The 25075-nt window shown below is 61.7% G+C and carries 17 protein-coding genes; 8 read left to right on the top strand and 9 right to left on the bottom strand.

Annotated features, from left to right (window positions below):
* Positions 1 to 363: 363 nt before the first annotated feature.
* Positions 364 to 1053 carry a methyl-accepting chemotaxis protein gene (locus NF676_RS27720; RefSeq protein ID WP_370695133.1) on the top strand — a complete coding sequence of 230 codons (690 nt, stop codon included), beginning with the start codon at positions 364 to 366 and terminating at the stop codon, positions 1051 to 1053.
* Positions 1054 to 1173: 120 nt separating this feature from the next.
* Here NF676_RS27720 and NF676_RS04560 read toward each other — a convergent pair whose 3' ends face one another.
* Together NF676_RS04560 and cra are read right to left on the bottom strand one after the other, a co-directional pair.
* Entirely contained in the window at positions 1174 to 1950 is a 777-nt protein-coding gene (locus NF676_RS04560) for a TatD family hydrolase (protein ID WP_252887308.1), read from the bottom strand.
* 3 nt (positions 1951 to 1953) lie between these two features.
* Positions 1954 to 2949 carry a catabolite repressor/activator gene (gene cra, locus NF676_RS04565; RefSeq protein ID WP_016771742.1) on the bottom strand — a complete coding sequence of 332 codons (996 nt, stop codon included), beginning with the start codon at positions 2947 to 2949 and terminating at the stop codon, positions 1954 to 1956.
* A 305-nt stretch (positions 2950 to 3254) separates the two neighbouring features.
* On the opposite strand from cra, the gene ptsP reads away from it, so the two are divergent.
* The 4 genes from ptsP to NF676_RS04585 all read left to right on the top strand — a co-directional run bounded on the left by ptsP (position 3255) and on the right by NF676_RS04585 (position 10434).
* Entirely contained in the window at positions 3255 to 6116 is a 2862-nt protein-coding gene (gene ptsP, locus NF676_RS04570; RefSeq protein WP_130899409.1) for a phosphoenolpyruvate--protein phosphotransferase, read from the top strand.
* Entirely contained in the window at positions 6116 to 7057 is a 942-nt protein-coding gene (gene pfkB / locus NF676_RS04575; protein ID WP_252887309.1) for a 1-phosphofructokinase, read from the top strand. The genes ptsP and pfkB overlap by 1 nt, the downstream gene beginning before the upstream one ends.
* 11 nt (positions 7058 to 7068) lie before the next feature.
* Positions 7069 to 8802 carry a PTS fructose-like transporter subunit IIB gene (locus NF676_RS04580; protein WP_252887310.1) on the top strand — a complete coding sequence of 578 codons (1734 nt, stop codon included), beginning with the start codon at positions 7069 to 7071 and terminating at the stop codon, positions 8800 to 8802.
* A 90-nt stretch (positions 8803 to 8892) separates the two neighbouring features.
* On the top strand, positions 8893 to 10434 hold the full coding sequence (locus NF676_RS04585; RefSeq protein WP_252887311.1) for an alkaline phosphatase D family protein: 1542 nt from the start codon (positions 8893 to 8895) through the stop codon (positions 10432 to 10434).
* Positions 10435 to 10582: 148 nt separating this feature from the next.
* Here the strand turns inward: NF676_RS04585 and NF676_RS04590 are convergent, their stop codons facing one another.
* Both NF676_RS04590 and NF676_RS04595 read right to left on the bottom strand, forming a co-directional pair.
* A complete protein-coding gene (locus NF676_RS04590; RefSeq protein ID WP_252887947.1) occupies positions 10583 to 13111 on the bottom strand; it encodes a PepSY domain-containing protein in 2529 nt (842 codons plus the stop codon).
* A 235-nt stretch (positions 13112 to 13346) separates the two neighbouring features.
* Positions 13347 to 15668 (bottom strand): TonB-dependent receptor, encoded by a 2322-nt coding sequence (locus NF676_RS04595; RefSeq protein ID WP_252887312.1) that lies wholly within the window; start codon positions 15666 to 15668, stop codon positions 13347 to 13349.
* A gap of 207 nt (positions 15669 to 15875) precedes the next feature.
* On the opposite strand from NF676_RS04595, the gene NF676_RS04600 reads away from it, so the two are divergent.
* Together NF676_RS04600 and NF676_RS04605 are read left to right on the top strand one after the other, a co-directional pair.
* Entirely contained in the window at positions 15876 to 16556 is a 681-nt protein-coding gene (locus NF676_RS04600; protein ID WP_024011586.1) for a Fe2+-dependent dioxygenase, read from the top strand.
* A complete protein-coding gene (locus tag NF676_RS04605; RefSeq protein ID WP_252887313.1) occupies positions 16553 to 17308 on the top strand; it encodes a tetratricopeptide repeat protein in 756 nt (251 codons plus the stop codon). The genes NF676_RS04600 and NF676_RS04605 overlap by 4 nt, the downstream gene beginning before the upstream one ends.
* Before the next feature lie 294 nt (positions 17309 to 17602).
* Here NF676_RS04605 and NF676_RS04610 read toward each other — a convergent pair whose 3' ends face one another.
* The 5 genes from NF676_RS04610 to NF676_RS04630 all read right to left on the bottom strand — a co-directional run bounded on the left by NF676_RS04610 (position 17603) and on the right by NF676_RS04630 (position 22845).
* The gene (locus NF676_RS04610; RefSeq protein WP_016771733.1) at positions 17603 to 18766 is read right to left on the bottom strand and encodes a type III PLP-dependent enzyme; all 1164 of its coding nucleotides are present in this window, start codon (positions 18764 to 18766) and stop codon (positions 17603 to 17605) included.
* Positions 18767 to 19420: 654 nt separating this feature from the next.
* Positions 19421 to 20578 carry an osmoprotectant ABC transporter ATP-binding protein OsmV gene (locus NF676_RS04615; RefSeq protein ID WP_016771732.1) on the bottom strand — a complete coding sequence of 386 codons (1158 nt, stop codon included), beginning with the start codon at positions 20576 to 20578 and terminating at the stop codon, positions 19421 to 19423.
* Positions 20575 to 21228, bottom strand: a complete 654-nt coding sequence (locus tag NF676_RS04620) for an ABC transporter permease (protein ID WP_024011588.1) — start codon at positions 21226 to 21228, stop codon at positions 20575 to 20577. Before NF676_RS04620 ends, NF676_RS04615 begins: the two co-directional genes overlap by 4 nt.
* A gap of 13 nt (positions 21229 to 21241) precedes the next feature.
* Complete coding sequence (locus NF676_RS04625; RefSeq protein WP_252887314.1) at positions 21242 to 22135, bottom strand: glycine betaine ABC transporter substrate-binding protein; 894 nt, start codon at positions 22133 to 22135, stop codon at positions 21242 to 21244.
* A gap of 20 nt (positions 22136 to 22155) precedes the next feature.
* Entirely contained in the window at positions 22156 to 22845 is a 690-nt protein-coding gene (locus NF676_RS04630; protein WP_166554532.1) for an ABC transporter permease, read from the bottom strand.
* A gap of 450 nt (positions 22846 to 23295) precedes the next feature.
* Between NF676_RS04630 and NF676_RS04635 the strand changes: the two genes are divergently transcribed.
* Positions 23296 to 24879, top strand: a complete 1584-nt coding sequence (locus tag NF676_RS04635) for a peptide chain release factor 3 (protein WP_039759481.1) — start codon at positions 23296 to 23298, stop codon at positions 24877 to 24879.
* Positions 24880 to 25075: the final 196 nt, after the last annotated feature.

Below are 25075 nucleotides of genomic sequence, written 5' to 3' on the forward strand. Positions count from 1 at the left end.
CAAGCCTCGGCGTTGTCGGTGGTGTTCGTGCTGATTTTCTATCTTTATGGCGGTTTCTACGCCTCGACCCGGACCACCCTGAAAAGCCTGGGCGCGATGATGGACAAGGTCGCGGCCGGTGACATGACCGTCAACTTCAAGGCCAGCAGCCGTGATGAACTGGGCGAGTTGGGCGAGGTGTTCAACGGTACGGTGAAGAAGATTCACGACTTGATCGAACGCGTGGGCCACACCGTGGGTGAGGTCGAGCGCCAGGCCGGGCAGGTGGAGAGCGTGTCGGCGCAGAGCAATCAGGCCGTGGCCGGGCAGCGCTCGCAGATCGAACAAGTGGCGACGGCGATGAACCAGATGTCGGCGACCTCAATGGAAGTCGCTCGCAGTGCCGCCGCTGCGGTGAGCAGCGCCCACAGCGTCAACGACGAAACCCTCAGCGGACGCGGGCTGGTGGAATCGCAGCAGGGCAGCATTGCCGCGCTGGCCAGCGAAATCGATCAGTCGGTGCTGGTGATCAATCAACTGGCCAGCGACAGCCAGTCGATCAGCCGTGTGCTTGAGGTGATCAAGAGCATCGCAGAACAGACCAACCTGCTAGCACTCAATGCGGCGATCGAAGCCGCGCGAGCCGGCGAGCAGGGGCGCGGTTTTGCCGTGGTCGCAGATGAAGTGCGCACGTTGGCCAAGCGTACCCAGCAATCGACCGAAGAAATCGAGCAGATGATCGCCAAGCTGCACGGTGGCGTCGGCGCGGCGGTGAAGGCCATGGGCGTCAGCCATCAGATGGCCAACGGCACGGTGGGCCAGTCGGAGAAGGTCCAGCAGGCGCTGGAAAACATCCTTGGCGCGGTGGGCATGATCGTCGATCAGAATCAGCAGATCGCCGCCGCCGTCGAACAGCAGACCGCCGTGGCCCACGACATCGACCAGAACATCGTCGAGATCAACCGCGCTGGCGAACGCACAGCGCAAGGCGCGCACCAGACCGAAGATGCCAGCCGCGCGCTGTCGGCGCAGGTGGTTGAGCTCAAACAACTGATCAGCGCATTTCGCGTCTGAGCCCCAAACAATCCTTGTAGGAGCTGACGAGTGCAACGAGGCTGCGATCTTTTGACTTTGCCTTTGAAGATCAAAAGATCGCAGCCTCGTTGCACTCGTCAGCTCCTACCCGGGTACGTGTTACCAGCCGAAGACTTCGCAGCAGTTGGCGGTGCTGGCAGCGGCGAGTTGTTCAGCAGTGATATTCATCAGCTCGGCCAGCGCCGCGCAAATCGCCGGCAGATGCGCCGGGCTGTTGCGCTGGCCGGGGAACATGGCGGGGGCCATGTCCGGTGAGTCGGTTTCCAGTACCACCGATTGCAGCGGCAGTTCCGGCAGGACCCGATGCATGCGCAACGCCTGCGGCCAGGTCGGAGCACCGCCGAGACCCAGTTTGAACCCGAGCTTGAGGTATTCCCGCGCTTCCTCACGGCTGCCGGCGAAGGCGTGGATGATGCCGGCGCGTTTGAGCTTGAAGCGCTTGAGCGTGGCGATCACCGCCGCGTGGCTGCGGCGTACGTGGATCAGCGCCGGCAGCTCGAAGTCCGCCGCCAGTTGCAGCTGCGCTTCGAACAACGACTGTTGCCGCTCGCGATCGAGGTTTTCGAGGAAGTAATCCAGGCCTATCTCGCCCACCGCACACAACTGCCGATGCCCGCGCAGGCGTGTCAGCCAGTCACCCAGTGCGAGCAAATCCTCGGAGCGATGCTGATCGAGGAACACCGGATGCAGACCGAACGCGGCGTACAGGTCGGCATCGCTCTGCACCAGGTCCCACACCCGTTGCCAGTTGCCCTGATGCACGCCCAGCACGACGATGCGCCGCACGCCGAGGGCGCGGCTTTCGGCCAGCAACTCTGCGCGATCGGCGTCGAAGTCGGGGAAGTCGAGGTGGGTGTGGCTGTCGATCAGCTCCACGCTTCAGTCCCGATGAATACGCTGCTTGAAGGTCCGCGCAATGGCTTGCACGCCCGGTTGGTAGTCGTCCTGCTCGACGGCGGCCAGGGCCAGTTCCAGGGCCTTGTCGGCGATCAACTGGTGTTGCTGGGACATGGCGTTGACCGGCAACGGCAGGAAATCCAGCAACTGCGTGTCGCCGAACGTGCCCAGGCGCAGCGGCCGCGATTTCAGCGGGAAATCATGCAGCGCATCGAACACGCCTTGCAGCAGTACGTAGGAAGTGGTCACCAGCGCGTCAGGCAAATGCCCCAGACGCTGCAGGAGTTCTTCCATTAATTGCTTGCCGCACTCACGGCTGAACGACTCGGCGTGCTCGACCAGCACCTCACCTTTGAAGTCTTTGAGCGCTGCGCGGAAACCGGCAGCACGCTCCTGGCTGATGCTCAGCTCCGGGCGTGCGCCGAGCAGCACGATCTGCTTTGGCTGCGGATCGAGCAGGCTCTGGGTCAGATGCAGGCTGGCCTCGCGGTCGTCGCTGATCACCGAGCAGAAATGCTCCGGTTCCATGACCCGGTCGATGGCGATGATCGGCAGACCCTTGGCCTGCAACTGGCGATAGCTGTCATCACCGGCCGGCAGGCAACTGGCAACGATCAGCGCATCGCAGCGACGCGCGCGGAACAGTTGCAGCAACTGGCGCTCGCTGTCCGGCGCATCGTCGGAGCTGGCGATCAGCAATTGATAGCCGCGAGCCCGCGCGCCTTGTTCGAGCAACTTGGCGATCCGCGCGTAACTGGGGTTTTCCAGATCCGGCAGGATAAAGCCCAGGGTGCGCGTGTGCCGACTGCGCAGGCCGGCCGCTTGCGGATTGGGCGTAAAGCCGTGCAGATCGACCACCGCGCGCACGCGCTCGACGGTCGCGTTGCTGATGCGTTGCTGTTCGGCCTTGCCGTTGATGACGTAGCTGGCGGTGGTGACGGAGACGCCGGCCAACCGCGCAATATCACTGAGTTTCAACCCGGTATTTCCTTGTTTTTTCGAGCATGCCGCGACATTTTCGCCAATCCTACCCGATAAGGGCAGTCGACTTATTGCTTGGGCAGATCCGACCAGTTGGACTTCAAGGATGAGACATTATCGAGTAACGTGCCGATCAATCTAGATTAAACGTTTCAGCAAGCGTATTTTCTACGTTTTAGACGCCTTTGGCCGGTCCTGCCGTGAAACCGCCAAAACAGCCGCTGAAAAGCGCGGCAGAGCGCCTAAGCTGTGAACCATTCAAAACAATACCTGGCGTTGAACTGCGCCAAAAAGGAGATCGCATGCTCGAGCTCACTATAGAGCAGATATCCATGGGCCAGTCGGCCGTGGATAAACCCGCTGCCCTGCAATTGCTGGCCAGTCATCTGGTCGCCGATGGTCTGGTTGCCGACGGCTACCTCGCCGGCCTGCAGGCCCGGGAAGCCCAGGGCTCGACCTTTCTCGGTCAAGGCATCGCCATTCCCCACGGTACGCCGGAAACCCGCGATCAGGTATTCGCCACCGGCGTGCGCCTGATGCAGTTTCCCGACGGCGTCGATTGGGGCGATGGCCAGATCGTTTATCTGGCGATTGGCATCGCGGCGAAATCCGACGAACACCTGCGCCTGCTGCAACTGCTGACCCGTGCCCTCGGCGAGACCGATCTGGGCCAGGCCCTGCGTCGCGCCAGCTCGCCCGAAGCGCTGCTGAAGCTGCTGCAAGGCGCGCCGCAGGAACTGGCGCTCGATGCGCAGATGATCGGCCTCGGCGTGTCGGCCGATGATTTCGAAGAACTGGTCTGGCGCGGCGCACGTCTGCTGCGTCAGGCCGATTGTGTGAGCAACGGCTTTGCCGGCGTGTTGCAGCAGGTTGAAGCGCTGCCACTGGGCGACGGCCTGTGGTGGCTGCACAGCGAGCAGACCGTGAAGCGTCCGGGACTGGCGTTCGTCACCCCGGACAAACCGATGCGCTACCTCGGCCAGCCGCTCAGCGGACTGTTCTGCCTGGCGAGTCTGGGCGAAGCGCATCAGGCGCTGCTCGAGCGTTTGTGCGCGTTGCTGATCGAAGGTCGCGGCCACGAACTGGGCCGCGCCACCAGCAGTCGCAAAGTCCTTGAAGTGCTCGGCGGTGAATTGCCTGCCGACTGGCCGAGTGCACGTATTGCCCTAGCCAACGCCCATGGTCTGCACGCACGACCAGCGAAGATTCTTGCGCAATTGGCGAAGAGTTTTGATGGCGAAATCCGCGTGCGCATCGTCGACAGCCAGGACAGCGCCGTATCGGTGAAGAGCCTGAGCAAACTGCTGAGCCTCGGCGCCCGGCGCGGTCAGGTGCTGGAGCTGATCGCCGAACCGAGCATCGCCAGCGATGCCTTGCCGGCCTTGCTCGCGGCGATTGAAGAAGGCCTCGGTGAGGAAGTCGAGCCGCTGCCGGCCGTGAGTCAGCAGCGCGAAGTGATCGCCGACATCGCCGAAGTGCTGATCGCCCCGGCCTCCGGCAGCCTGTTGCAGGCGATTCCTGCCGCACCGGGCATCGCCATCGGCCCTGCGCACATTCAGGTGCTGCAAGCCATCGATTACCCGTTGCGCGGCGAGTCGGCGGCAATTGAGCGCGAGCGCCTCAAGCAAGCGCTGAGCGACGTGCGCCGCGACATCCAAGGCTTGATCGAACGCAGCAAGGCCAAGGCTATTCGGGAGATCTTCATCACCCACCAGGAAATGCTCGACGACCCGGATCTGACCGACGAAGTCGACACCCGCCTCAAGCAAGGCGAAAGCGCCGAAGCGGCGTGGATGGCGGTGATCGAAGCCGCCGCCAAACAGCAGGAATCGCTGCAGGACGCGTTGCTCGCCGAGCGTGCTGCGGATCTGCGTGACATCGGCCGTCGAGTGCTGGCGCAATTGTGTGGCGTGCAAACCGCGAACGAACCTGAGCAACCGTACATTCTGGTGATGGACGAAGTCGGCCCGTCCGATGTCGCGCGGCTGGATCCTGCGCGGGTTGCGGGGATTCTCACCGCGCGCGGTGGCGCTACCGCGCACAGCGCCATCGTTGCCCGTGCCCTCGGGATTCCAGCGTTGGTCGGTGCGGGGGCGGCAGTGCTGTTGCTCGAACCGGGCACGCCGCTGTTGCTCGATGGTCAGCGTGGCCGTCTGCATGTCGACGCCGATGCCGCGACCCTCAAGCGTGCTGCTGAAGAACGCGACACCCGTGAGCAACGCCTGAAGATCGCCGCCGAACAACGCCATCAACCGGCGCACACCACCGACGGCCACGCCGTCGAAGTGTTCGCCAACATCGGCGAAAGCGCAGGAGTGACCAGCGCGGTGGAGCAGGGCGCCGAAGGCATTGGTCTGCTGCGCACCGAACTGATTTTCATGGCCCACCCACAGGCGCCGGATGAGGCGACCCAGGAAGCCGAATACCGTCGCGTCCTTGATGGTCTGGCCGGGCGGCCGCTGGTGGTGCGCACGCTCGACGTCGGCGGCGACAAACCGTTGCCGTATTGGCCGATCGCCAAGGAAGAAAACCCGTTCCTCGGCGTGCGCGGTATTCGCCTGACCCTGCAGCGGCCGCAGATCATGGAAGCGCAACTGCGCGCCTTGCTGCGCTCGGCTGACAACCGTCCGCTGCGGATCATGTTCCCGATGGTCGGCAGCGTCGAAGAGTGGCGCCAAGCCCGTGACATGACCGAACGCCTGCGTCTGGAAATTCCAGTCGCCGACCTGCAACTGGGGATCATGATCGAGGTGCCGTCCGCCGCATTGCTCGCGCCGGTACTGGCCAAGGAAGTCGACTTCTTCAGCGTCGGCACCAACGACCTGACCCAATACACCCTGGCCATCGACCGTGGTCATCCGACGCTGTCTGCACAAGCGGACGGCTTGCACCCGGCGGTCCTGCAACTGATCGACATCACCGTGCGCGCCGCCCATGCCCATGGCAAATGGGTGGGCGTCTGCGGCGAGCTGGCGGCGGACCCGCTGGCGGTGCCGGTGCTGGTTGGCCTCGGTGTCGACGAGCTCAGCGTGTCCGGGCGCAGCATTGCCGAAGTCAAGGCGCGCATCCGTGAACTCAGCCTGCCCCAGGCGCAAACCCTCGCTCAACAGGCCCTGGCCGTGGGCAGCGCGAATGAAGTGCGCGCATTAGTGGAGGCCCTGTAATGGCCAAGATTCTCACCCTGACCCTCAACCCGGCACTCGACCTCACCGTCGAGCTGTCACGGCTCGATGCCGGTCAGGTCAATCGCAGCGAGGAGATGCACACCCACGCTGCGGGCAAAGGCGTCAACGTCGCCCAGGTGCTGGCGGATCTCGGCCATCAGGTCACCGTCAGCGGCTTTCTCGGCGAAGACAATCTGCAAGCGTTCGAAACCCTGTTCGCCAAGCGTGGTTTTATCGACGCGTTCATCCGCGTGCCGGGCGAGACGCGCAGCAACATCAAGGTCGCCGAACAGGACGGACGCATCACCGACATCAACGGGCCGGGGCCAATGGTCGATGCAATGGCGCAGCAAGCTTTGCTTGATCGCTTGCTGCAGATCGCACCGGGGCACGATGCGGTGGTGGTCGCCGGCAGTCTGCCGCGTGGCGTCACGGCGCAATGGTTGCGCGAGCTGATTGAAAGGCTGAATGCGCTCGGCTTGAAAGTCGCCCTCGACTCCAGCGGCGAAGCCTTGCGCGTCGCGTTGCAGGCCAGCCCCTGGCTGATCAAACCGAACACCGAAGAGTTGGCCCACGCCCTCGGCTGCGAAGTGGTGTCGCCGATCGCCGAAGCACAAGCCGCCGCACGTTTGCATGCGCAAGGCATCGAGCACGTGGTGATCTCCCACGGCGCCGACGGGGTCAACTGGTTCAGTGTCGGCTCGTCCCTGCATGCCTCGCCGCCGAAGGTCAGCGTGGCCAGCACGGTCGGTGCCGGCGATTCCTTGCTGGCCGGCATGCTCCACGGTCTGCTCAGTGCTGATACGCCGGAGCAAACCCTGCGCACCGCCACCGCGATTGCGGCAATGGCGGTGACCCAGATCGGTTTTGGCATCAACGACGCTGCGCAACTGGCGCAGCTCGAACAGGGCGTGCGCGTGCGCCCCCTGACAGAACAATAAGAGGGTTTGTGATGAAGTTAGCCATTGTTACGGCTTGCCCGAACGGCATGGTCACCAGTGTGCTGTGCGCGCGCCTGCTCGATGCAGCGGCGCAGCGCCAGGGCTGGAGCACCAGCGTTGAAGTGGTCGATCCGGCGCACCCGGAACGCGAATTGTCGGCGGCGACCATCGAAGCCGCCGAGTGGATCTTGCTGGTCACCACCGGCGCGGTGGACATGAGTCGCTTCGTCGGCAAGCGCGTGTTCCAGATCGCTCCGGCGCAGGCGCTGCAGGATGTCGAAGCGGTACTGCGTCGCGGTGCTGAAGAAGCCGAAGTCTACGTGGCCTGCGCAGTCGAACCGGCCATTGATGCGCCACGTGCGCCGCGCATCGTCGCCATCACGGCCTGCCCGACCGGCGTCGCCCACACCTTCATGGCCGCCGAAGCGTTGCAGCAGACCGCCAAGCGTCTGGGCTATGAATTGCAGGTCGAAACCCAAGGCTCGGTCGGCGCGAAAACCCCGCTCAGCGCAACGGCCATCGCCGAGGCTGACGTGGTACTGCTGGCGGCGGATATCGACGTCGCTACCGAGCGTTTCGCTGGCAAGAAAATCTATCGCTGCGGCACGGGCGTTGCGCTGAAGCAGTCTGAAGCGACTTTGAAAAAAGCCTTGGCCGAAGGCGCTGTCGAAAGTGCGGCAAGCGACGGCAAGGCCCCGGCCAAGTCCGAGAAAACCGGCGTCTACAAGCACCTGCTCACGGGTGTGTCGTACATGCTGCCAATGGTGGTGGCGGGTGGTTTGCTGATCGCATTGTCGTTCGTGTTCGGCATCACCGCGTACAAGGAAGAAGGCACGCTGGCGGCGGCGCTGATGCAGATCGGCGGCGACACCGCGTTCAAGCTGATGGTGCCGCTGCTGGCCGGGTACATCGCCTACTCGATCGCCGATCGCCCGGGCCTTGCGCCGGGGATGATCGGCGGTTTGCTCGCAGGCACTCTGGGCGCCGGATTCATCGGCGGGATCATTGCCGGTTTCATTGCCGGTTACGCCGCCAAAGCCATCGCCCGCTATGTGAAATTGCCGCAGAGCCTGGAAGCGCTGAAGCCGATTCTGATCATCCCGTTGCTGGCCAGTCTGGTGACCGGCCTGGTGATGATTTACGTGGTCGGCAAACCGGTCGCCGGCATGCTCGCCGCGCTTACCCAGTTTCTCGACAGCATGGGCACCACCAACGCGATTCTGCTCGGCGTATTGCTCGGCGGCATGATGTGCGTCGACCTCGGCGGGCCGATCAACAAGGCTGCCTATGCGTTTTCGGTGGGGCTGCTGGCCTCGCAGAGTTACGCACCGATGGCCGCGACCATGGCCGCCGGCATGGTGCCGCCGATCGGTCTGGGCATCGCCACGTTCATTGCCCGACGCAAGTTTGCCCAGACTGAACGCGAGGCCGGCAAAGCGGCTTTCGTGCTGGGCCTGTGCTTTATCTCCGAAGGGGCGATTCCGTTTGCCGCGAAAGACCCGCTGCGGGTGATCCCGGCGAGCATCGCTGGCGGCGCGCTGACCGGTGCCTTGTCGATGTACTTCGGCTGCAAACTGATGGCGCCGCACGGTGGCTTGTTCGTGCTGGCGATCCCCAATGCGATCAACCATGCGCTGCTGTATCTGCTGGCGATTGTCGCGGGGAGCCTGGTCACGGCGGTGGTGTATGCGCTGCTCAAACGGCCTGAGGCTGTCGAGCTACCGCTGGAGCCCGCCAAGGCCTGACCGACAACACCAAATCCCTGTGGGAGTCTGCATTGTCATAGCGGATTCATACACCCGTGCTTAAGTTTTCCCTTTTGCAGGGAGAACACCATGAGCGATTTCAATCTCGGCCGGCGTCGCGTCATGCAAGCGGTCGGCGCCGGGCTGTTGCTGCCGGGGCTGGCGCCGGCGGTGATTGCCTCGGTCAAGGATCGTCCGCAGCTCACCGACGGCGTGCAGTCCGGCGACCTGCTCGGCGACCGCGCGATGATCTGGAGCCGCAGCGATCGGCCGGCGCGCATGGTGGTCGAGTGGGACACCGGCAGCCTGTTCGGCAACCCGCGCAAATTCGTCTCGCCACTGGCCGATGCGCGCAGCGATTTCACCGCCCGCGTCGAACTCACCGGCCTGCCGGCCAACCAGGCGATTTTCTATCGCGTGCACTTCGAAGATGCCCAGAGCGGGGTCGCCAGCGAGCCGTGGTTCGGCCATCTGCGCAGCGTGCCAACGACAAAACGCGACATCCGTTTTGTCTGGAGCGGTGACACCGTCGGCCAGGGCTTCGGGATCAACCCGGACATCGGCGGCATGCGCATCTACGAAGCCATGCGCCTGCGCCTGCCGGACTTCTTTATTCACAGCGGCGACACCATCTACGCCGACGGCCCGGTGCCCGCGCAACTGACCACAGAAAGCGGGCGCATCTGGCGCAATGTCACCACTGAAGCCAAAAGCAAAGTCGCGCAGACCCTCGACGATTATCGCGGCAACTATCGCTACAACCTGATGGACGAAAACATCCGCCGCTTCAACGCCGAAGTGCCGCAGATCTGGCAGTGGGACGACCACGAAGTGGTCAACAACTGGTCGCCGGGCAAGCAGATGGATGAACGCTATCAGGAGAAAGATATCCACAAGCTGGTCGGCCGCGCGCGGCAGGCGTGGCTGGAATATGCGCCGATGCGTTTGCAAGCGGCGGACGGCGGCGGGCGGATTTATCGCAAGCTCAGCTACGGGCCGATGCTCGACGTATTCGTGCTGGATATGCGCAGCTATCGCGAAGCCAACGATGCCAACCTTGGCGCGGCAAAACCGTTTCTCGGCCGCGAGCAGCTGGACTGGCTCAAGCGTGAATTGCAGGCATCGAAGGCGCAGTGGAAAGTCATCGCCGCCGACATGCCCATCGGCCTTGGCGTGCCGGACGGCGAGGTCAGTCCGGGCGTTGCGCGTTGGGAAGCCGTGGCCAACGGCGACCCCGGCCCGGCGCAGGGGCGAGAGCTGGAAATCGCCGAGCTGCTCGGATTCCTGCGCGCGCAGCAGGTGCGCAATTTCGTGTTTCTGACGGCGGACGTGCACTACTGCGCGGCGCATCACTATCATCCGGACCGCGCGGCGTTTCAGGATTTCGAACCGTTCTGGGAATTTGTTGCCGGACCGTTGAACGCCGGCAGTTTCGGGCCGAATCCGTTGGACAAGACGTTTGGCCCAGAGGTGGTGTTCGAGAAAGCACCGCCCGCACAGAACACCTCGCCGTTTGCCGGGTTTCAGTTTTTTGGCGAGGTGAATATCGAAGGGCAGAGCGGGGAGATGAGCGTGGTGTTGCGGGATCTGGATGGCATCGCTGTTTACGAACAGAAACTCCAACCGGACTGAGCAGCGCGTCCCCTGTGGGAGCGAGCCTGCTCGCGAAAGCGGACTTACAGCCAACACCAATGTTGGCAACCGGCGACGGTAAAGCCACGGAAAAACGCTTAAATCGCCTTCGCGAGCAGGCTCGCTCCCACAAGGGGATGGTGTTGGGTCAGTAAACATCCCGGCGGTAGCGGCCCTGTTCGATCAGGCGTTCGACTTCGGCGCTGCCGAGGATATCGTTGAGCGCCTGGTCTACGCCTGAGGCCATCCCTTGAAGGCTGCCGCAGATATAAATGACGGCACCATCAGCCAACCACTTCTTCAGTTCATCCGCCGACTCACGCAAGCGATCCTGCACATAAACCTTCTCAGCCTGATCCCGCGAAAACACCAGATCCAGCCGCGCCAGATCACCATTGACCAGCCACTCTTCCAGCTCGGCGCGGCAGAGGAAGTCGTGCTCGCGGTTGCGCTCGCCGAACAGCAGCCACTGCCGTTGCTGACCATCGGCAATGCGTGCCTTGAGCAGGCTGCGCAGGCCGGCGAGGCCTGTGCCGTTGCCCAGCAGGATCATCGGCACGGGTTCGTTCGGCAGGTGGAAACCGCTGTTGCGCCGCACGCGCAGGCTGATGCTGCCGCCCACAGGCGCATGCTCGGTGAGCCAGCCGGAGCCTATGCCGAGGCTGCCGTCGTTGTGCTGTTCCTGACGCACGATCAGCTCCAGCACGCCGTCAGCGGCAATCGAGGCGATGGAGTATTCGCGCATGGCCAGCGGCACCATCGCGTCGACCAGCGACTGCGCATGCAGGCCGACCAGATGCGCGCGGTGTTCGGGCAGTTGGCGTGAGGCGAGGGCCACTTCCAGTGGTTCGTCGATGCCGTTGACCTTCACCGGTGTTTCGCCACGGATGCCGAGGCCGTCGAGGAAATGTTCGATCGCCCACGGGCAATTGCGTGGCAGCACTTCGACCAGGTCACCAGCCAGCCAGCTGCGGGTGTCCGGGGCTTTGAGGCCGAGCAGGTAGACCGGCGCGCCGCTGCTGTCGGGGTTCATCAGTTCGCGCCGCACCAGCGTCCAGTTGTCGTAGCTCGGTGCTTGCCAGGTTTCGCTCGGCGCCTGTCCGGTGAGCTGGCCGAGTTGCGTTTGCCAATGACGCAGCGCGTAGGGATCGGCGCTATCGACCTCCACCGGGGCGAACAGCGTCTTGCCGCCGTGCTCGCCGAGCCATTGATGCAAGCGTTTGGCGAAGCCACAGAAGTGCGCGTACTGCCGATCGCCGAGGCCGAGCACGGCGTAGTTGAGGCCATCGAGTGTCGAGGCCTTGGCCAGTACTTTGCGTTCGAAACCACGGGCGCTGTCCGGCGCTTCGCCGTCGCCGAAGGTGCTGACCACGAACAACGCGTTATTGGAATTGCGCAGGTCCTGTTCGCCGATATTGGCCAGCGGCTGCACGTTGACCGGCAGCCCGGCGGCCTGCAATTGCCCGGCGGTCTGCCACGCCAATTGTTCGGCGAAACCACTTTGACTGGCGAAACCGATCAGCCAGGCCGAAGCCTCGGTGGACGGTTGCGCGAGGCCTTGGCGGGCATCCTTGATCTGCTTTTTCTTGCGCCGACGATCCAGATACAGCAGCCAGCCAGTGATGAAAAACAGCGGCATGCACACCGCCGCGATCGTCACGATGATGCGCCCGACAAGGCCGAAATAGCTGCCGACGTGCAGCGCATAAATGCTGGTCAGCAGTTGGGCCTTGAAGCTTTTGTCGGCATAGCGGTCGACGCGTTTGACCACGCCGGTGGCCGGGTCGAGGGTGATCTGGTTCAGCGCGCGGTCATGGGGCGAGCTGTCGAGCAGGTAGAACACCGTCGCCGGCTGGCCGGCCACCGCCGGCATGCGAATGTTGTACGCGGCCAGACCCGGGCCGGCAGCGCTGTAGATGCTGCTCCACATCGCTGCGTAGTCGGCGGTCGGTGCCGGGCCTTCCGGCGCCGGGCCGCGACCGCCGCGCACGCGTTCGTTTTGCGGCGCGTCGGAAAGCAGTCGGGTCAGGCCCTTGTTGTACCACTCGTACGACCATGACAAGCCGGTCAACGCCAGCAGCAGATAGACCAAAAGGCACCAGGTACCGGCCACCGAGTGCAGATCCCAATTGAACGCGCGGCCCTTCTTTTTCCAGTCCAGGGTCAACCACACGCGCCAGCTGTTCCACTGGCGTGGCCAGCGCAGATACAGGCCGGAGAGGCAGAAGAACAACAGCATCAAGGTGCAGGCGCCGGTGATGTTGCGCCCGGTGTCGCCCATGGCGAGAAAACGGTGCAGTTGCAACATCAGGCCGAAGAAGTCCTGGCCGGTGGCATCGCCCTTGAACTCGGCGGTGTACGGGTCGAAGTAGCGCATTTCGCCACGTCGTTCGCCCTTGGGCGGGGTGAAGAACACCCGTGCGGCGTGACCGCTGTCGGTCTCGACCCAGAGCATCGCGACTTTCTTGCCGGACGCAGCTTCGATGCGCTCCACCAGTTCCACTGGCGGCAGCACGCCGGCGACCTGTTTTTCCACCTGCAGAACGGACGGATTGAGCGCGCGCAGGATCTCGTCCTGAAACGAATAGGCCGCGCCGGTGATGCCCATCAGAGCCAGCACCAGCCCTGCGGTGATGCCAAAAAACCAGTGCAACTGGAACAGGGTTTTCTTCAACACGTCACTCGCCGTCCGTTCGGAAATTGTCATCACGGCGCGCATTATGCCGTGGGTTATCAAGAAGCGTTTTGCGTAACACACGAAAGCCCCGTTCAACTGAATGAACGGGGCCGAGCCTCGCGGCGCATTCCCTGTGGGAGCGAGCCTGCTCGCGAAAGCGGTGTGTCAGTCAGCATCGATGTTGCTGAAAGATTGCCTTCGCGAGCAGGCTCGCTCCCACAGGTATTCACATCGGTCAGAAGTGGAAATTGGTGCTCAACAGCGCCGTGCGTCCCGCCGCCTGATTGGCGAAGTGGGTCGAGAAGGCTTTGTCGTAATAGGTTTCGTCGGTCAGGTTCTGCACGTTGAGTTGCAGGTCGACGTTCTTGGTCAGCTTGTAGGCCGCCATCGCGTCGTAACGCACGTACGAATCGACCATCGTCGTGTTGGCGACACTGCCGTAGACGTCGTCGACGTAGAACGCGCCACCACCGATCGTCAGCTTTGGCGTGACCTGATACGTGGTCCACAGGCTGGCGCTGTTTTTCGGCGTGTTCGGCAGATCGTTGCCGTCGTTGGCACGACCCAGCGGGCCGCCATCAACCTGTTCGCTGTCCATGAAGGCGTAACCGGCGAAGACTTGCCATTTGTCGGTGATCTTGCCGCTGGCCGACAGTTCGAAGCCTTGCACGCGGGTCTTGCCGGCGTTCTCGTAGGAGCTGGTATCGACTTGCACGCGAGCGTTTTCCTTCTCGGTGCGGAAGATGTCGGCGGTCAGCGACAGGCGATCATTGAGCAGATCCCACTTGGTGCCGATCTCGTAGTTCTTGGTGGTTTCCGGCTCCATGTCGCTGCTCAGCAGGTTGCCGCTGCGATCCGGTGTGCCGCCCAGCGGGTTGCCTTCCTGACCTTCGCCCAAGGTGTTGCCCGGCGGTGTCGCCGAGGTCGCATAAGAGGCATAGATGCTGCCGTTTTCCGCCGGCTTGTAGACCACGCCGAACTGGCCGGTGACGAATTCGCTGGTGTCATCACCCTTGGAGGTGGTGGTCCCTGCGGCGTTGTAGGTCTTGTAGTCGGTGTCGAAGTGGTCATAGCGCAGGCCCATGTTCACCAGCCACTGCTCGGACAACTCCAGCGTGTCGAACACGTACAGCGCGTAGGTGTCGGCCTGGGTGTCGGTACCGGCGTAGTTACGCGAGATCGCGCCGTTCCACGGATCGTTCGGGTTCGGGGTCGACAGCGAGGTGCAGTTGTAACCGCTCGAAGCGCCAATCATCGCCGGTGTGCAGTTGCTGCTGGAAGGCACATTGGTCGTACGCGGCGTGGTGTCGGTGTTGACGTTGTACGAGGATTTCTCGCTCTGCTCACGGGTGTATTCGACACCGGTGGAGAAGCTGTTCTTGAAACCGCCCACGTAGAAGGTGCCGAACAGGTCGGTCTGGTTGGTGGTGGTTTCGGTGTTGCTCACCCGCGTGTTGGCCCGACGCCAGACGCTGCCGTTGTTGACGTTGCCCTTGCTGTCGTCCGGCTGGGTGAGGATGTAATCCTGCATGCTGCTGCCGTGGCGCAGGGTGTTCTTGATGGTCAGCGCGTCGTTGAGGTCGTGCTCGATGGCGAAGGTCGCGGTGTCGGTGCGGCCCTTGCGGAAGTCACGATCCAGACCATAGAAGTTGTCGTGATCGCCACCGGCGTACGGCTTGTCCGGATTGGACTTGGTGCGTGCGGCCGAACCACCGGTTGGGATGGTGTACGGGATGCCCGAGTCCGGGGTGTCGTTGCTTTCCAGATGGTAGTAGTCGAGGTTTACACGGGTATCGGTGCCCAGGCCGAAGGCCAGCGACGGCGCGATGCCCCAACGGTCGTAATCGACCTTGTCGCGACCGGCGACGTTGCTCTCGTGGCTCATCAGGTTGAGGCGGCCGGCAGCGCTGTCGCTGAACTGATAGTTGCCGTCGAGGGTGTAGCGCTGGGTCTGGTCGGAGCCGTAGGTGAAGCCGCCGTCGAAGGAGTTGCCCAGGTGCGCTTTCTTGCTCACCAGGTTGATGCTGCCGCCGGCGGCGCCGCGACCGCCAATCGCCGAGTTCGGGCCTTTGCTGACTTCGATGTTTTCCACGGCGAAGATTTCGCGGCTCTGCGAACCGGTGTCGCGCACGCCGTCCAGGTAAGTGTCACCCTGAGCATCGAAGCCGCGAATGAACGGGCGATCGCCCTGTGGGTTGCCGCCTTCACCAGCACCGAAGGTAATGCCCGGCACGGTACGCAGGGCGTCCTGCATATTCAGCGCGCCGGTGTCCTTGAGCACTTGTTGCGGGATGACGGTGACCGATCGCGGCGTGTCGACCAGCGGCGCGGTGTACTTGGGCGAGGAGGCTTTTTCGACCTGATAGGAGGTCGAGTCCTGGGCTTCACCGGTGATGGCGGTGGCGTCCAGGGCAATGGCGTTGCCGGAAGTTTTGCTCTCGGTTTTTTCCGCCGCGAAGACCATCTGCCCAGCCGAGCCGGCGGTGATTGCGACACCGATTGCCGAGGCGAGCAGACGTGGTGAACTGACCGGTAATTGTGCGTGTTGACGTGCCATTTTTATTTCCCTCCCCAAGGATTTGAGGCGGCGGAATATAGGGTAAACAGGTATTCGTATCAATTGCGAAACATTGTTATTCGCATTGAATTTACATTCTTTACAATTTGCCCTTACGGTTTCTGCTTGTTCATCCGTCTCGGGGGTTTTACACAGTCAATAAGAATCAATACCATTGCCGCCTTCTTGCCATCAGGTGACATCGCCATGCTGCTGCACATTCCCGGGCTGTTCGCAAAAGACGAAGTGCAGCGCATCCGCCAGGCGCTGGAGCAGGCGGATTGGGCCGACGGCAAGATCACCGCCGGCTTCCAGTCGGCCAAGGCCAAGCACAATCTGCAACTGCCCGAAGGCCACCCGCTGGCCAAGGAAATCGGCGCGGCGATGCTCGAGCGGCTGTGGAAGAATCCGCTGTTCATGTCTGCCGCACTGCCGCACAAGGTCTTCCCGCCGCTGGTCAATTGCTACACGGCCGGCGGCAGTTTTGATTTCCACATCGACAACGCCGTGCGCCAGCCCAAGGGCAGCATCGAGCGAGTGCGCACCGATCTGTCGGCGACGTTGTTTTTCAGCGAGCCGGAAGATTACGACGGCGGTGAGCTGGAGATTCAGGACACCTACGGCACCCAGCGAGTGAAGCTGCCGGCCGGCGACATGGTGTTGTATCCGGGCACCAGTTTGCACAAGGTCAACGCGGTTACACGTGGTGCGCGTTATGCCTCGTTTTTCTGGACGCAAAGCCTGGTGCGCGAAGACAGCCAGCGCGCGTTGCTGTTCGAAATGGACGGGGCGATTCAGCAGTTGACCCAGGACGTTCCCGATCACCCTTCGCTGATCCGCCTCACTGGCACTTATCACAACTTGCTGCGGCGCTGGGTCGAGGTATGAGTTTCCAGTTGCGCCGCGAGGAAGTTCTCGATGCAGCCGGGTTGGCGGCAATGCTTGAAGAAAGCCCGGCCCGCGCTGCGCAGGCGATTTTGCTAGCGGCAGGCGAGGGAGAGGTTGAAGCGCAGGCGCTGCTTGGGCAGATCCTGCTGGACGGTCAGGGCATCGCGCCGGATCAACCGCTTGCATTGCGCTGGTTCGGTATCGCCGCCGGGCGCGGGCATCTGATGGCGCGCAACATGCTCGGGCGTTGTCATGAGCATGGTTGGGGTTGTGCGGCGGATGCCTCGGTCGCGGCGCAGCATTATCGAATCGCTGCCGAGGCGGGGCTGGACTGGGCGATGTACAACCTGGCCAATCTACTGGCCACCGGGCGCGGGGTGACGGTTGATCATCAGCAGGCGCTGGCGTTGTACCGGCGCGCGGCTGAGTTGGGTCACGCGAAATCGATGAATCTGCTGGGGCGCTATCTGGAGGAAGGGCAGGTGTGTCCGGCGGATCCGCTGGCGGCGCGTGACTGGTATCGGCGTTCGGCTGAGGGAGGGGATTTTCGTGGGCAGTTCAGTTTCGCTGCAGTTTTAGCGGATGAGGGGCGGATTGATGAAGCAGTTGTTTGGCTTGAGAAAGCCTTGGCCGGGGGCAATCTTAATTTTCTGCGGGTGGCGAGCCAGACGCTGGCTGATGCGACAGGCTTGCGAATTCAGGCGATGGCTAGTCGGTATGCCGCTCGGTATGCAGAGTTGCAGCGCGGCTGAAACCGCCGAGCCCTCACCCTAGCCCTCTCCCAGGGGGAGAGGGAACCGACCGAGGGATGCTTGGGAGGTACGCCGACCTGCAATGGTTTTGCCGAATCCATAATCGCCAAGGTGGTTCAGGTCGATGTCGGACGGAAGACCACTCGGTCGGCTCCCTCTCCCTCGGGAGAGGGCTGGGGTGAGGGGCTATGGTATCTAGTACAAAAAACCTCCCCAGCCGAACACCCACAAAAAAGCCCACAAATTCGTGGGCTTTTCACTTGCAGCCAGCAGCTGGAAACTTGCCGCTGCCTCTTAAACGTAAAACGACTTCAGCGGCGGGAAGCCATTGAACTCGACCGCGCTGTAGCTGGTGGTGTACGCACCGGTCGACAACCAGTACAAACGATCACCAATCGCCAGGTTCAGCGGCAGGCCATACTTGTAGTTCTCATACATGATGTCGGCGCTGTCGCAGGTCGGGCCGGCGATGACGACTTCTTCCATCTCGCCTTTCTTCTCGGTCCAGATCGGGAACTTGATCGCTTCGTCCATGGTTTCGATCAGGCCGGAGAACTTGCCCACATCCGTGTAAACCCAACGCTCGACAGCAGTGCGCGACTTGCGCGCAACCAACACCACTTCGCTGACCAGAATACCGGCGTTGGCAATCAGCGAACGGCCCGGCTCGAGGATGATTTCCGGCAGGTCGTCACCGAAATCTTCCTTGAGGAAGCGAATAATCTCTTCGGCGTAGGTTTCCAGGCTGTTGGTACGGGTGATGTAGTTGGCCGGGAAGCCGCCGCCCATGTTGATCAGCTTCAGGTGAATGCCGTCTTCTTCTTTCAGGCGTTCGAAGATCACTTTGACCTTGGCGATCGCCGCGTCCCAGACGCTGATGTCGCGCTGTTGCGAGCCGACGTGGAACGAGATGCCGTACGGCACCAGACCGAGGTCGCGAGCGAGGATCAGCAAGTCCATGGCCATGTCGGTCTGGCAGCCGAACTTGCGCGACAGCGGCCAGTCAGCAGTGGTCGAGCCTTCAGTGAGGATGCGCACATAGACTTTCGAACCCGGTGCAGCCTTGGCGATGTTGCGCAGGTCGGCTTCGGAGTCGGTGGAGAACAGACGCACGCCTTTCTCGTAGAAGTAGCGGATGTCCTTGGATTTCTTGATGGTGTTGCCGTAGCTGATACGATCCGGGCTGACGCCGCGATCCATGACTTTATCCAGCTCGTAGATCGAGGCGATGTCGAAGCTCGAGCCCTTGTCTTTGAGCAGGTCGATGATCTCGACGGCCGGGTTGGCCTTGACCGCGTAGTAGACCTTGGCGAATTCGAAACCGGCGCGCAGGTCATCGTAGGCCTGGGCGATCATCGCGGTGTCGATCACCACGAACGGGGTTTCCTGTTTGTCGGCGAACGCCTTCATTTTGTCGAATGTAGCGCGCGCGAAATAGTCTTCGACCTGGATCGACATGCTGGGTGCTCCTATGGGCAAACTCGTAAAAACAATGGGTGCATGAACGCCCTCCGTATCCCCACTTTGGTTCGCCTACTTCCCAAGGCATTGCCGCCGAAAGCAAAAAGGCCCAGAGATGTGCGGTTATCCCTTGGCCTTGCTGTCTCGTCGTCAGTACTTGAGCCGGATGGATCGTTTCCAGCATGGACGTTCGGCGCGAACTTTAGGGCGTGAGGGGCGCGAGATCAACTAAAAATGTCGCGTTTTTGCACGCTTCTGACGTGCGTCGCGTTCATCACTCCTTCTACCCGACCGAGATGACGGGCAGATGTTCCCGGCAAATTTTCGAGTGTTAAAAATACCTGCACGTTCGTGGCTTTTGTCGGCTAGATCGTTGGTAAGTGTGATGGCTGCAACATCGGCGACGTTGGCAGCGAGAGAGTCTTTTGAAGGGGGATTTGGACCTTGAAGAAGCTGAATTGACGACACTCTAGCAGGAGAGGCTGTTGAGATTCTTTGTCACCCAGTGAAGATCAACAAAATTGCGTAGATCCTGTGGGAGCGAGCCTGCTCGCGAAGGCATTTTCACAGCCGCCATCAGCGTCGACTGATATTGCGCTTTCTCGAGCAGGCTCGCTCCCACAGGGATCGGGTTTCAACCGCGTAGATGGTTTACGCGACCACGGTCTCAGCCGGCGAGACGATACTGGTCTTCATCCCCCGCGAACGCCCCGAACTCAGATAAGCCGCAATCGACTCCTGCGTCACCTCACCGAGGAATACCCGTTCGGCATCCATCACCGGCAGCCAGGCGCGGTTGAACTCGTACATGCGCGACAACAGGATGCGCAGGTGCTCGTCGTACGCTGCGGTGGCGTTGAACTCGCGCAGGAATTGCGCGCAGGTGCCGGTCTGGCGATGCAGGTCGCGACGGCGTACGTACCCCAGCGCCTTGTTCTCGGCGCAGGTGACCACCACGTAGCGACGGTCGTGCTCGTCCATCAATTCCAGCGCATCGGCCACTGGCGTTTCCGGGCTGACCGACGGCGCGTTGTCCGCCGCGTCTTCGGCTTTCACCAACAGCAGGCGTTTGAGCGTGCTGTCCTGGCCGACGAAATTGCTGACGAAATCATCCGCCGGATGCGCGAGCAGGGTGTCCGGATGGTCGATCTGCAGCAGTTTGCCGGCGCGGAAAATGGCGATCTTGTCGCCCAGTTTGATGGCTTCGTCGATGTCGTGGCTGACCATGATTACGGTCTTGTTCAGCGCGCGTTGCATCTCGAAGAATTCGTTCTGGATCATCTCGCGGTTGATCGGGTCGACCGCGCCGAACGGCTCGTCCATCAACAGCAGCGGCGCATCAGCGGCCAAGGCGCGGATCACGCCGATACGCTGTTGCTGACCACCGGACAATTCACGCGGGTAGCGATGCAGATACTGCTTGGGCTCAAGCTTGATCATGCTCATCAGTTCGCGGGCGCGGTCGTGGCATTTCTGTTTGTCCCAGCCGAGCAGTTTTGGCACCACGACGATGTTTTCTTCGATGGTCATGTTCGGGAACAGACCGATCTGCTGGATCACGTAGCCGATGTTGCGGCGCAGGGTCACCTCGTCGAGATCGGTGGTGTCTTCACCGTTGATGAGGATCTTGCCCGAAGTCGGTTTGATCAGGCGGTTGATCATTTTCAGCGTGGTGCTTTTGCCGCAACCCGATGGCCCGAGGAACACGCAGATCTCGCCTTCATTGACGGTCAGGCTTACCGAATCCACGGCTTTGACATCTTTGCCGTTGCTTTGGAAAGTTTTGCTGAGGTTTTGAAGTTCGATCATTTCAGGAGTCCTTTTGGAGTCAGCGAGCGTTGCAGCCACTGCAAAACGAGATCGGCGAAAATCGCCAGAAGACTGACCAGCAGCGCGCCGACGATAAGCATCGACATGTCACTGCGGCTGATGGAGGCGAGGATCAACACACCGAGGCCGCCGGCGCCGATGGTCGCGGCGATGGTCATCACGCCGATGTTCATCACCACGGCGGTGCGCACGCCAGCGAGGATCACTGGCACCGCAATCGGCAGTTCGACCATGCGCAGGCGCTGGCCGAAGGTCATGCCGATGCCGCGCGCGGCTTCGCGGATGCCCGGTTCAACGCCGGTCAGGGCGAGGTAGGTGTTGCGCATGATCGGCAGCAGCGAATAAAGGAACACGGCGGTGATCGCCGGCAGCGGCCCCAGGCCCTGGCCGAACTTGGAATAGAACGGCAGCAGCAGACCGAACAGGGCGATCGACGGCACGGTCAGCAGCACCGTGGCACTGGCTTGCAGCGGGCCGGCGAGGGTGGGAAAGCGCGTCATCAGGATGCCCAGCGGCACGCCGATGACGATCGCCAGGGTCACGGCGATGCCGACCAGAGTGATGTGCTGCCAGGTCAGGTGCATCACCTGCTGCCAGTCGAGATGGGAAAAGGCGTTCAGAAATTCCATGACTTCTCCTCTCTTAATTCAGTGGATGCTGGCGCAGGAAATCGGCGGCAACGGACGAAGGGCTCTCGTGGTCGACGTCGACCCGCGCGTTGAGTTGGCGCATGGTTTCGTCGTCGAACAGTTCGGCCAGCGGCTTGAGTTGTTCGGCCAGTTTCGGGTTGGCATCCAGCGTGGCCTGACGCACCACGGGAGCGGCGGTGTAGTCGGGGAAGTAATGCTTGTCGTCTTCCAGCAATTTCAGGCCGAAGGCATTGAGCCGGCCATCGGTGGTGTAGACCAGACCGGCAAACACCTGACCGTTACGCAGCGCGGTGTAGACCAGGCCGGCGTCCATCTGGCGGATGTTCTTGCGGGTCAGGTTCATGTCGTAGAGCTTGACCATGCCGTCGAGACCGTCGGAGCGGTTGGCGAACTCGGTGTCCAGCGCTACGAGGTGGTTGGTCTCGGCTTCGGCGCGCAGCACTTCGTTGAGCTGGCTGATGTTGCCGATCTGCGGATATTGCTCGGCGATTTTTTTCGGCAGAGCGAGGGCATAGGTGTTGCTGAATTTCGACGGCGTTAGCCAGATCAGGCCTTTTTTCGCGTCGAGTTCTTTGACCCGGGCGTAGGACTGCGCGCTGTCGAGTTTTTCAGTGACGTGGTTATAGGCCACCAGCGACACGCCGGTGTATTCCCAGAGCAGGTCCAATTGGCCACTTTCGTGGGCGCTGCGCGCGAGGTTGCTGCCCAGACCGCCGGTGATCTGCGCGTCATAGCCTTTGCTGCGCAGGTATTGCGCGGTGATTTCGGCGAGCAGGGTCTGCTCGGTGAAGACCCGGGCGCCGAGGCGGATGACCGGTTTTTCAGCGGCTTGCGCGATTCCTGCGAACAGCAGGACGCAGCCTAAGATCAAGCTAAGTCGTTTCATAAATATTCCTTCGCAAAGCCTTAAGACGGGCGCAAACCGCGTTCCAGCCAGAGACGGCTGGCGAGGGTGACCACGCCATCGAGCAACAGCGCCAACAGCGCGGTGCACGCGGCGCCGAGCAGCAGTTGCGGCTGATTGTTCAGGGCGATGCCAGGGAAGATCAGGCTGCCGAGGCTGTTGGCGCCGATCAGGAACGCCAGCGGCGCAGTGCCGACGTTGATCGCCAGTGCGACCCGCACGCCACCGACGATGATCGGCACGGCGTTGGGCAATTCGACTTTCCACAGCACTTGGCGCGGCGTCATGCCGATGCCGACAGCGGCTTCTTTCAGCGAGCCCTGAACATTTTTCAGGCCTTCATAGGTGTTGCGCACGATCGGCAACAGCGAGGCGAGGAACAGCGCGAAGATTGCCGGACCACTGCCGATGCCGAGGATGCCCAGTGCAATCGCGAGCACGGCCAGCGGTGGCACGGTATTGCCGATATTGAAGATTTGCATGAAGCGTTCGGCGCGGCCGACCATGCTCGGGCGGCTGAGGAAGATACCGGCGGGAATGCCCACGACAAGGGCGGCCAGCATGGAAGCGAGGACGAGAATCAGATGAGCTTGCAGGTAAAACAACAAATCGTCGCGGTAGTGTTCGATCGTGTTGATGCCGATCCAGTGGACCAGCAGGGCCAGGAGCGCGATCACCACCGCACCTCCCATCAGCCCTTTGCCATAGCGGATAGCCACAGGCGGACTCCTTTTTTTGTAGTCGGCGAGCGCAGTCCCGTGTGGCATGCCAAGCCTTGGCTGCCGGGAGCGTCGTTCGCGAAAAGTAGCCGTTTTTCAGAGCCGGCAAAGCGGTCTGAAAGCGAGCCATGAGCGCAGCCTCGTCAGGCTAACTTGCTGATTTTTCAGCCCCTGACGAAAGTTCGTAACAGGGGATGGACGTCTCCGTGCTTTAAAAGGTTCCCACGTTAGACACTATTTGGCCACCCTGTTGGAGCTGCCGAAGGCTGCGATCTTTTGACTTTGCTGCTGAAAACAAGATCAAAAGATCGCAGCCTTCGGCAGCTCCTACGGGGTTTTGCGCGGCCGAGGGACGGTGGTTTGGCGATCACTTTTTAAGCTATACTCGCCGCCCTTTTTTGAATCACCGCCAGGCGATTTCCCATGACCCAACAGGCCGCCGAAGTCGCGAAACGCCGCACTTTCGCCATTATTTCCCACCCCGATGCCGGTAAAACCACGATCACCGAAAAGCTCCTGTTGATGGGCAAGGCGATTGCAGTGGCCGGTACGGTGAAATCCCGTAAATCCGATCGCCATGCGACATCCGACTGGATGGAGATGGAGAAGCAGCGGGGTATTTCCATTACCACGTCGGTCATGCAGTTCCCCTATCGCGAACACATGATCAACCTGCTCGACACCCCGGGCCACGAAGACTTCTCCGAAGACACCTACCGCACCCTGACAGCGGTGGACTCGGCCTTGATGGTGCTCGACGGCGGTAAGGGCGTAGAGCCACGGACCATTGCGCTGATGGACGTCTGCCGTCTGCGTGACACGCCGATCGTCAGCTTCATCAACAAACTCGACCGTGACATCCGCGACCCGATCGAACTGCTCGACGAGATCGAAGCCGTTCTGAAGATCAAGGCTGCGCCGATCACCTGGCCGATCGGTTGCTACCGCGATTTCAAGGGCGTGTATCACCTGGCCGACGACTACATCATTGTCTACACCGCCGGTCACGGTCACGAGCGCACCGAAACCAAGATCATCGAAAAACTCGACTCCGACGAGGCGCGCGCGCATCTGGGCGACGAGTACGATCGTTTCATCGAGCAGCTGGAACTGGTGCAGGGCGCCTGTCACGAATTCAACCAGCAGGAATTCCTCGACGGCCAACTGACCCCGGTGTTTTTCGGGACTGCGCTGGGCAACTTCGGTGTCGACCATGTGCTCGATGCTGTCGTCGATTGGGCGCCGCGTCCGCTGGCCCGTGTGGCCAATGAGCGTACCGTCGAGCCGGTGGAAGAGAAGTTCTCGGGCTTCATCTTCAAGATCCAGGCGAACATGGACCCGAAACACCGCGACCGCATCGCCTTCATGCGTATCTGCTCCGGCAAGTACGAGAAAGGCATGAAGATGCGCCACGTGCGCACCGGCAAGGACGTGCGCATCGGCGACGCCCTGACGTTCTTCTCCTCCGAGCGTGAACAGCTCGAAGAAGCCTACGCTGGCGACATCATCGGTCTGCACAACCACGGCACGATCCAGATCGGCGACACCTTCAGCGAAGGCGAAGTCCTCGGTTTCACCGGTATTCCGCACTTCGCCCCGGAACTGTTCCGTCGCGTGCGTCTGCGTGATCCGCTGAAGTCCAAGCAGTTGCGTCAGGGCCTGCAGCAGTTGGCGGAAGAGGGCGCGACGCAGGTGTTCTTCCCGGAGCGCAGCAACGACATCATTCTTGGTGCCGTCGGTGTGCTGCAGTTCGATGTGGTCGCCAGCCGTTTGAAAGAGGAATACAAGGTCGAGTGCTCGTATGAGCCGATCACTGTGTATTCGGCGCGCTGGATCGAGTGCGACGACAAGAAGAAGCTTGAGGAGTTTTCCAACAAGGCGGTGGAGAATCTCGCGCTCGATGGCGGTGGTCACCTGACTTACCTGGCGCCGACGCGGGTGAATCTGGCGTTGATGGAAGAGCGCTGGCCGGATGTGAAATTCCGCGCGACGCGGGAGCATCATTAAGGTTTGAGGTGTTTTTCTGAAAGCCCCTGAGGTGTAGGCCTTGGGGGCTTTTTTATGGGCTGCCGGTTTTGGTCTTGGCGGCCGTTGGGCCGACCAGGTTCTTGGGGTTTTGGGTGAATATCCGTTGTTGCGGGGGCTGCGGCTGGCGGTTTCGCCCTTACGGCGACTTACTTTTTTACAAGCGCCTAAAAAAGTA

The sequence above is a fragment of the Pseudomonas siliginis genome (assembly GCF_024072275.1).
Classification (GTDB): Bacteria; Pseudomonadota; Gammaproteobacteria; order Pseudomonadales; family Pseudomonadaceae; genus Aquipseudomonas; species Aquipseudomonas siliginis.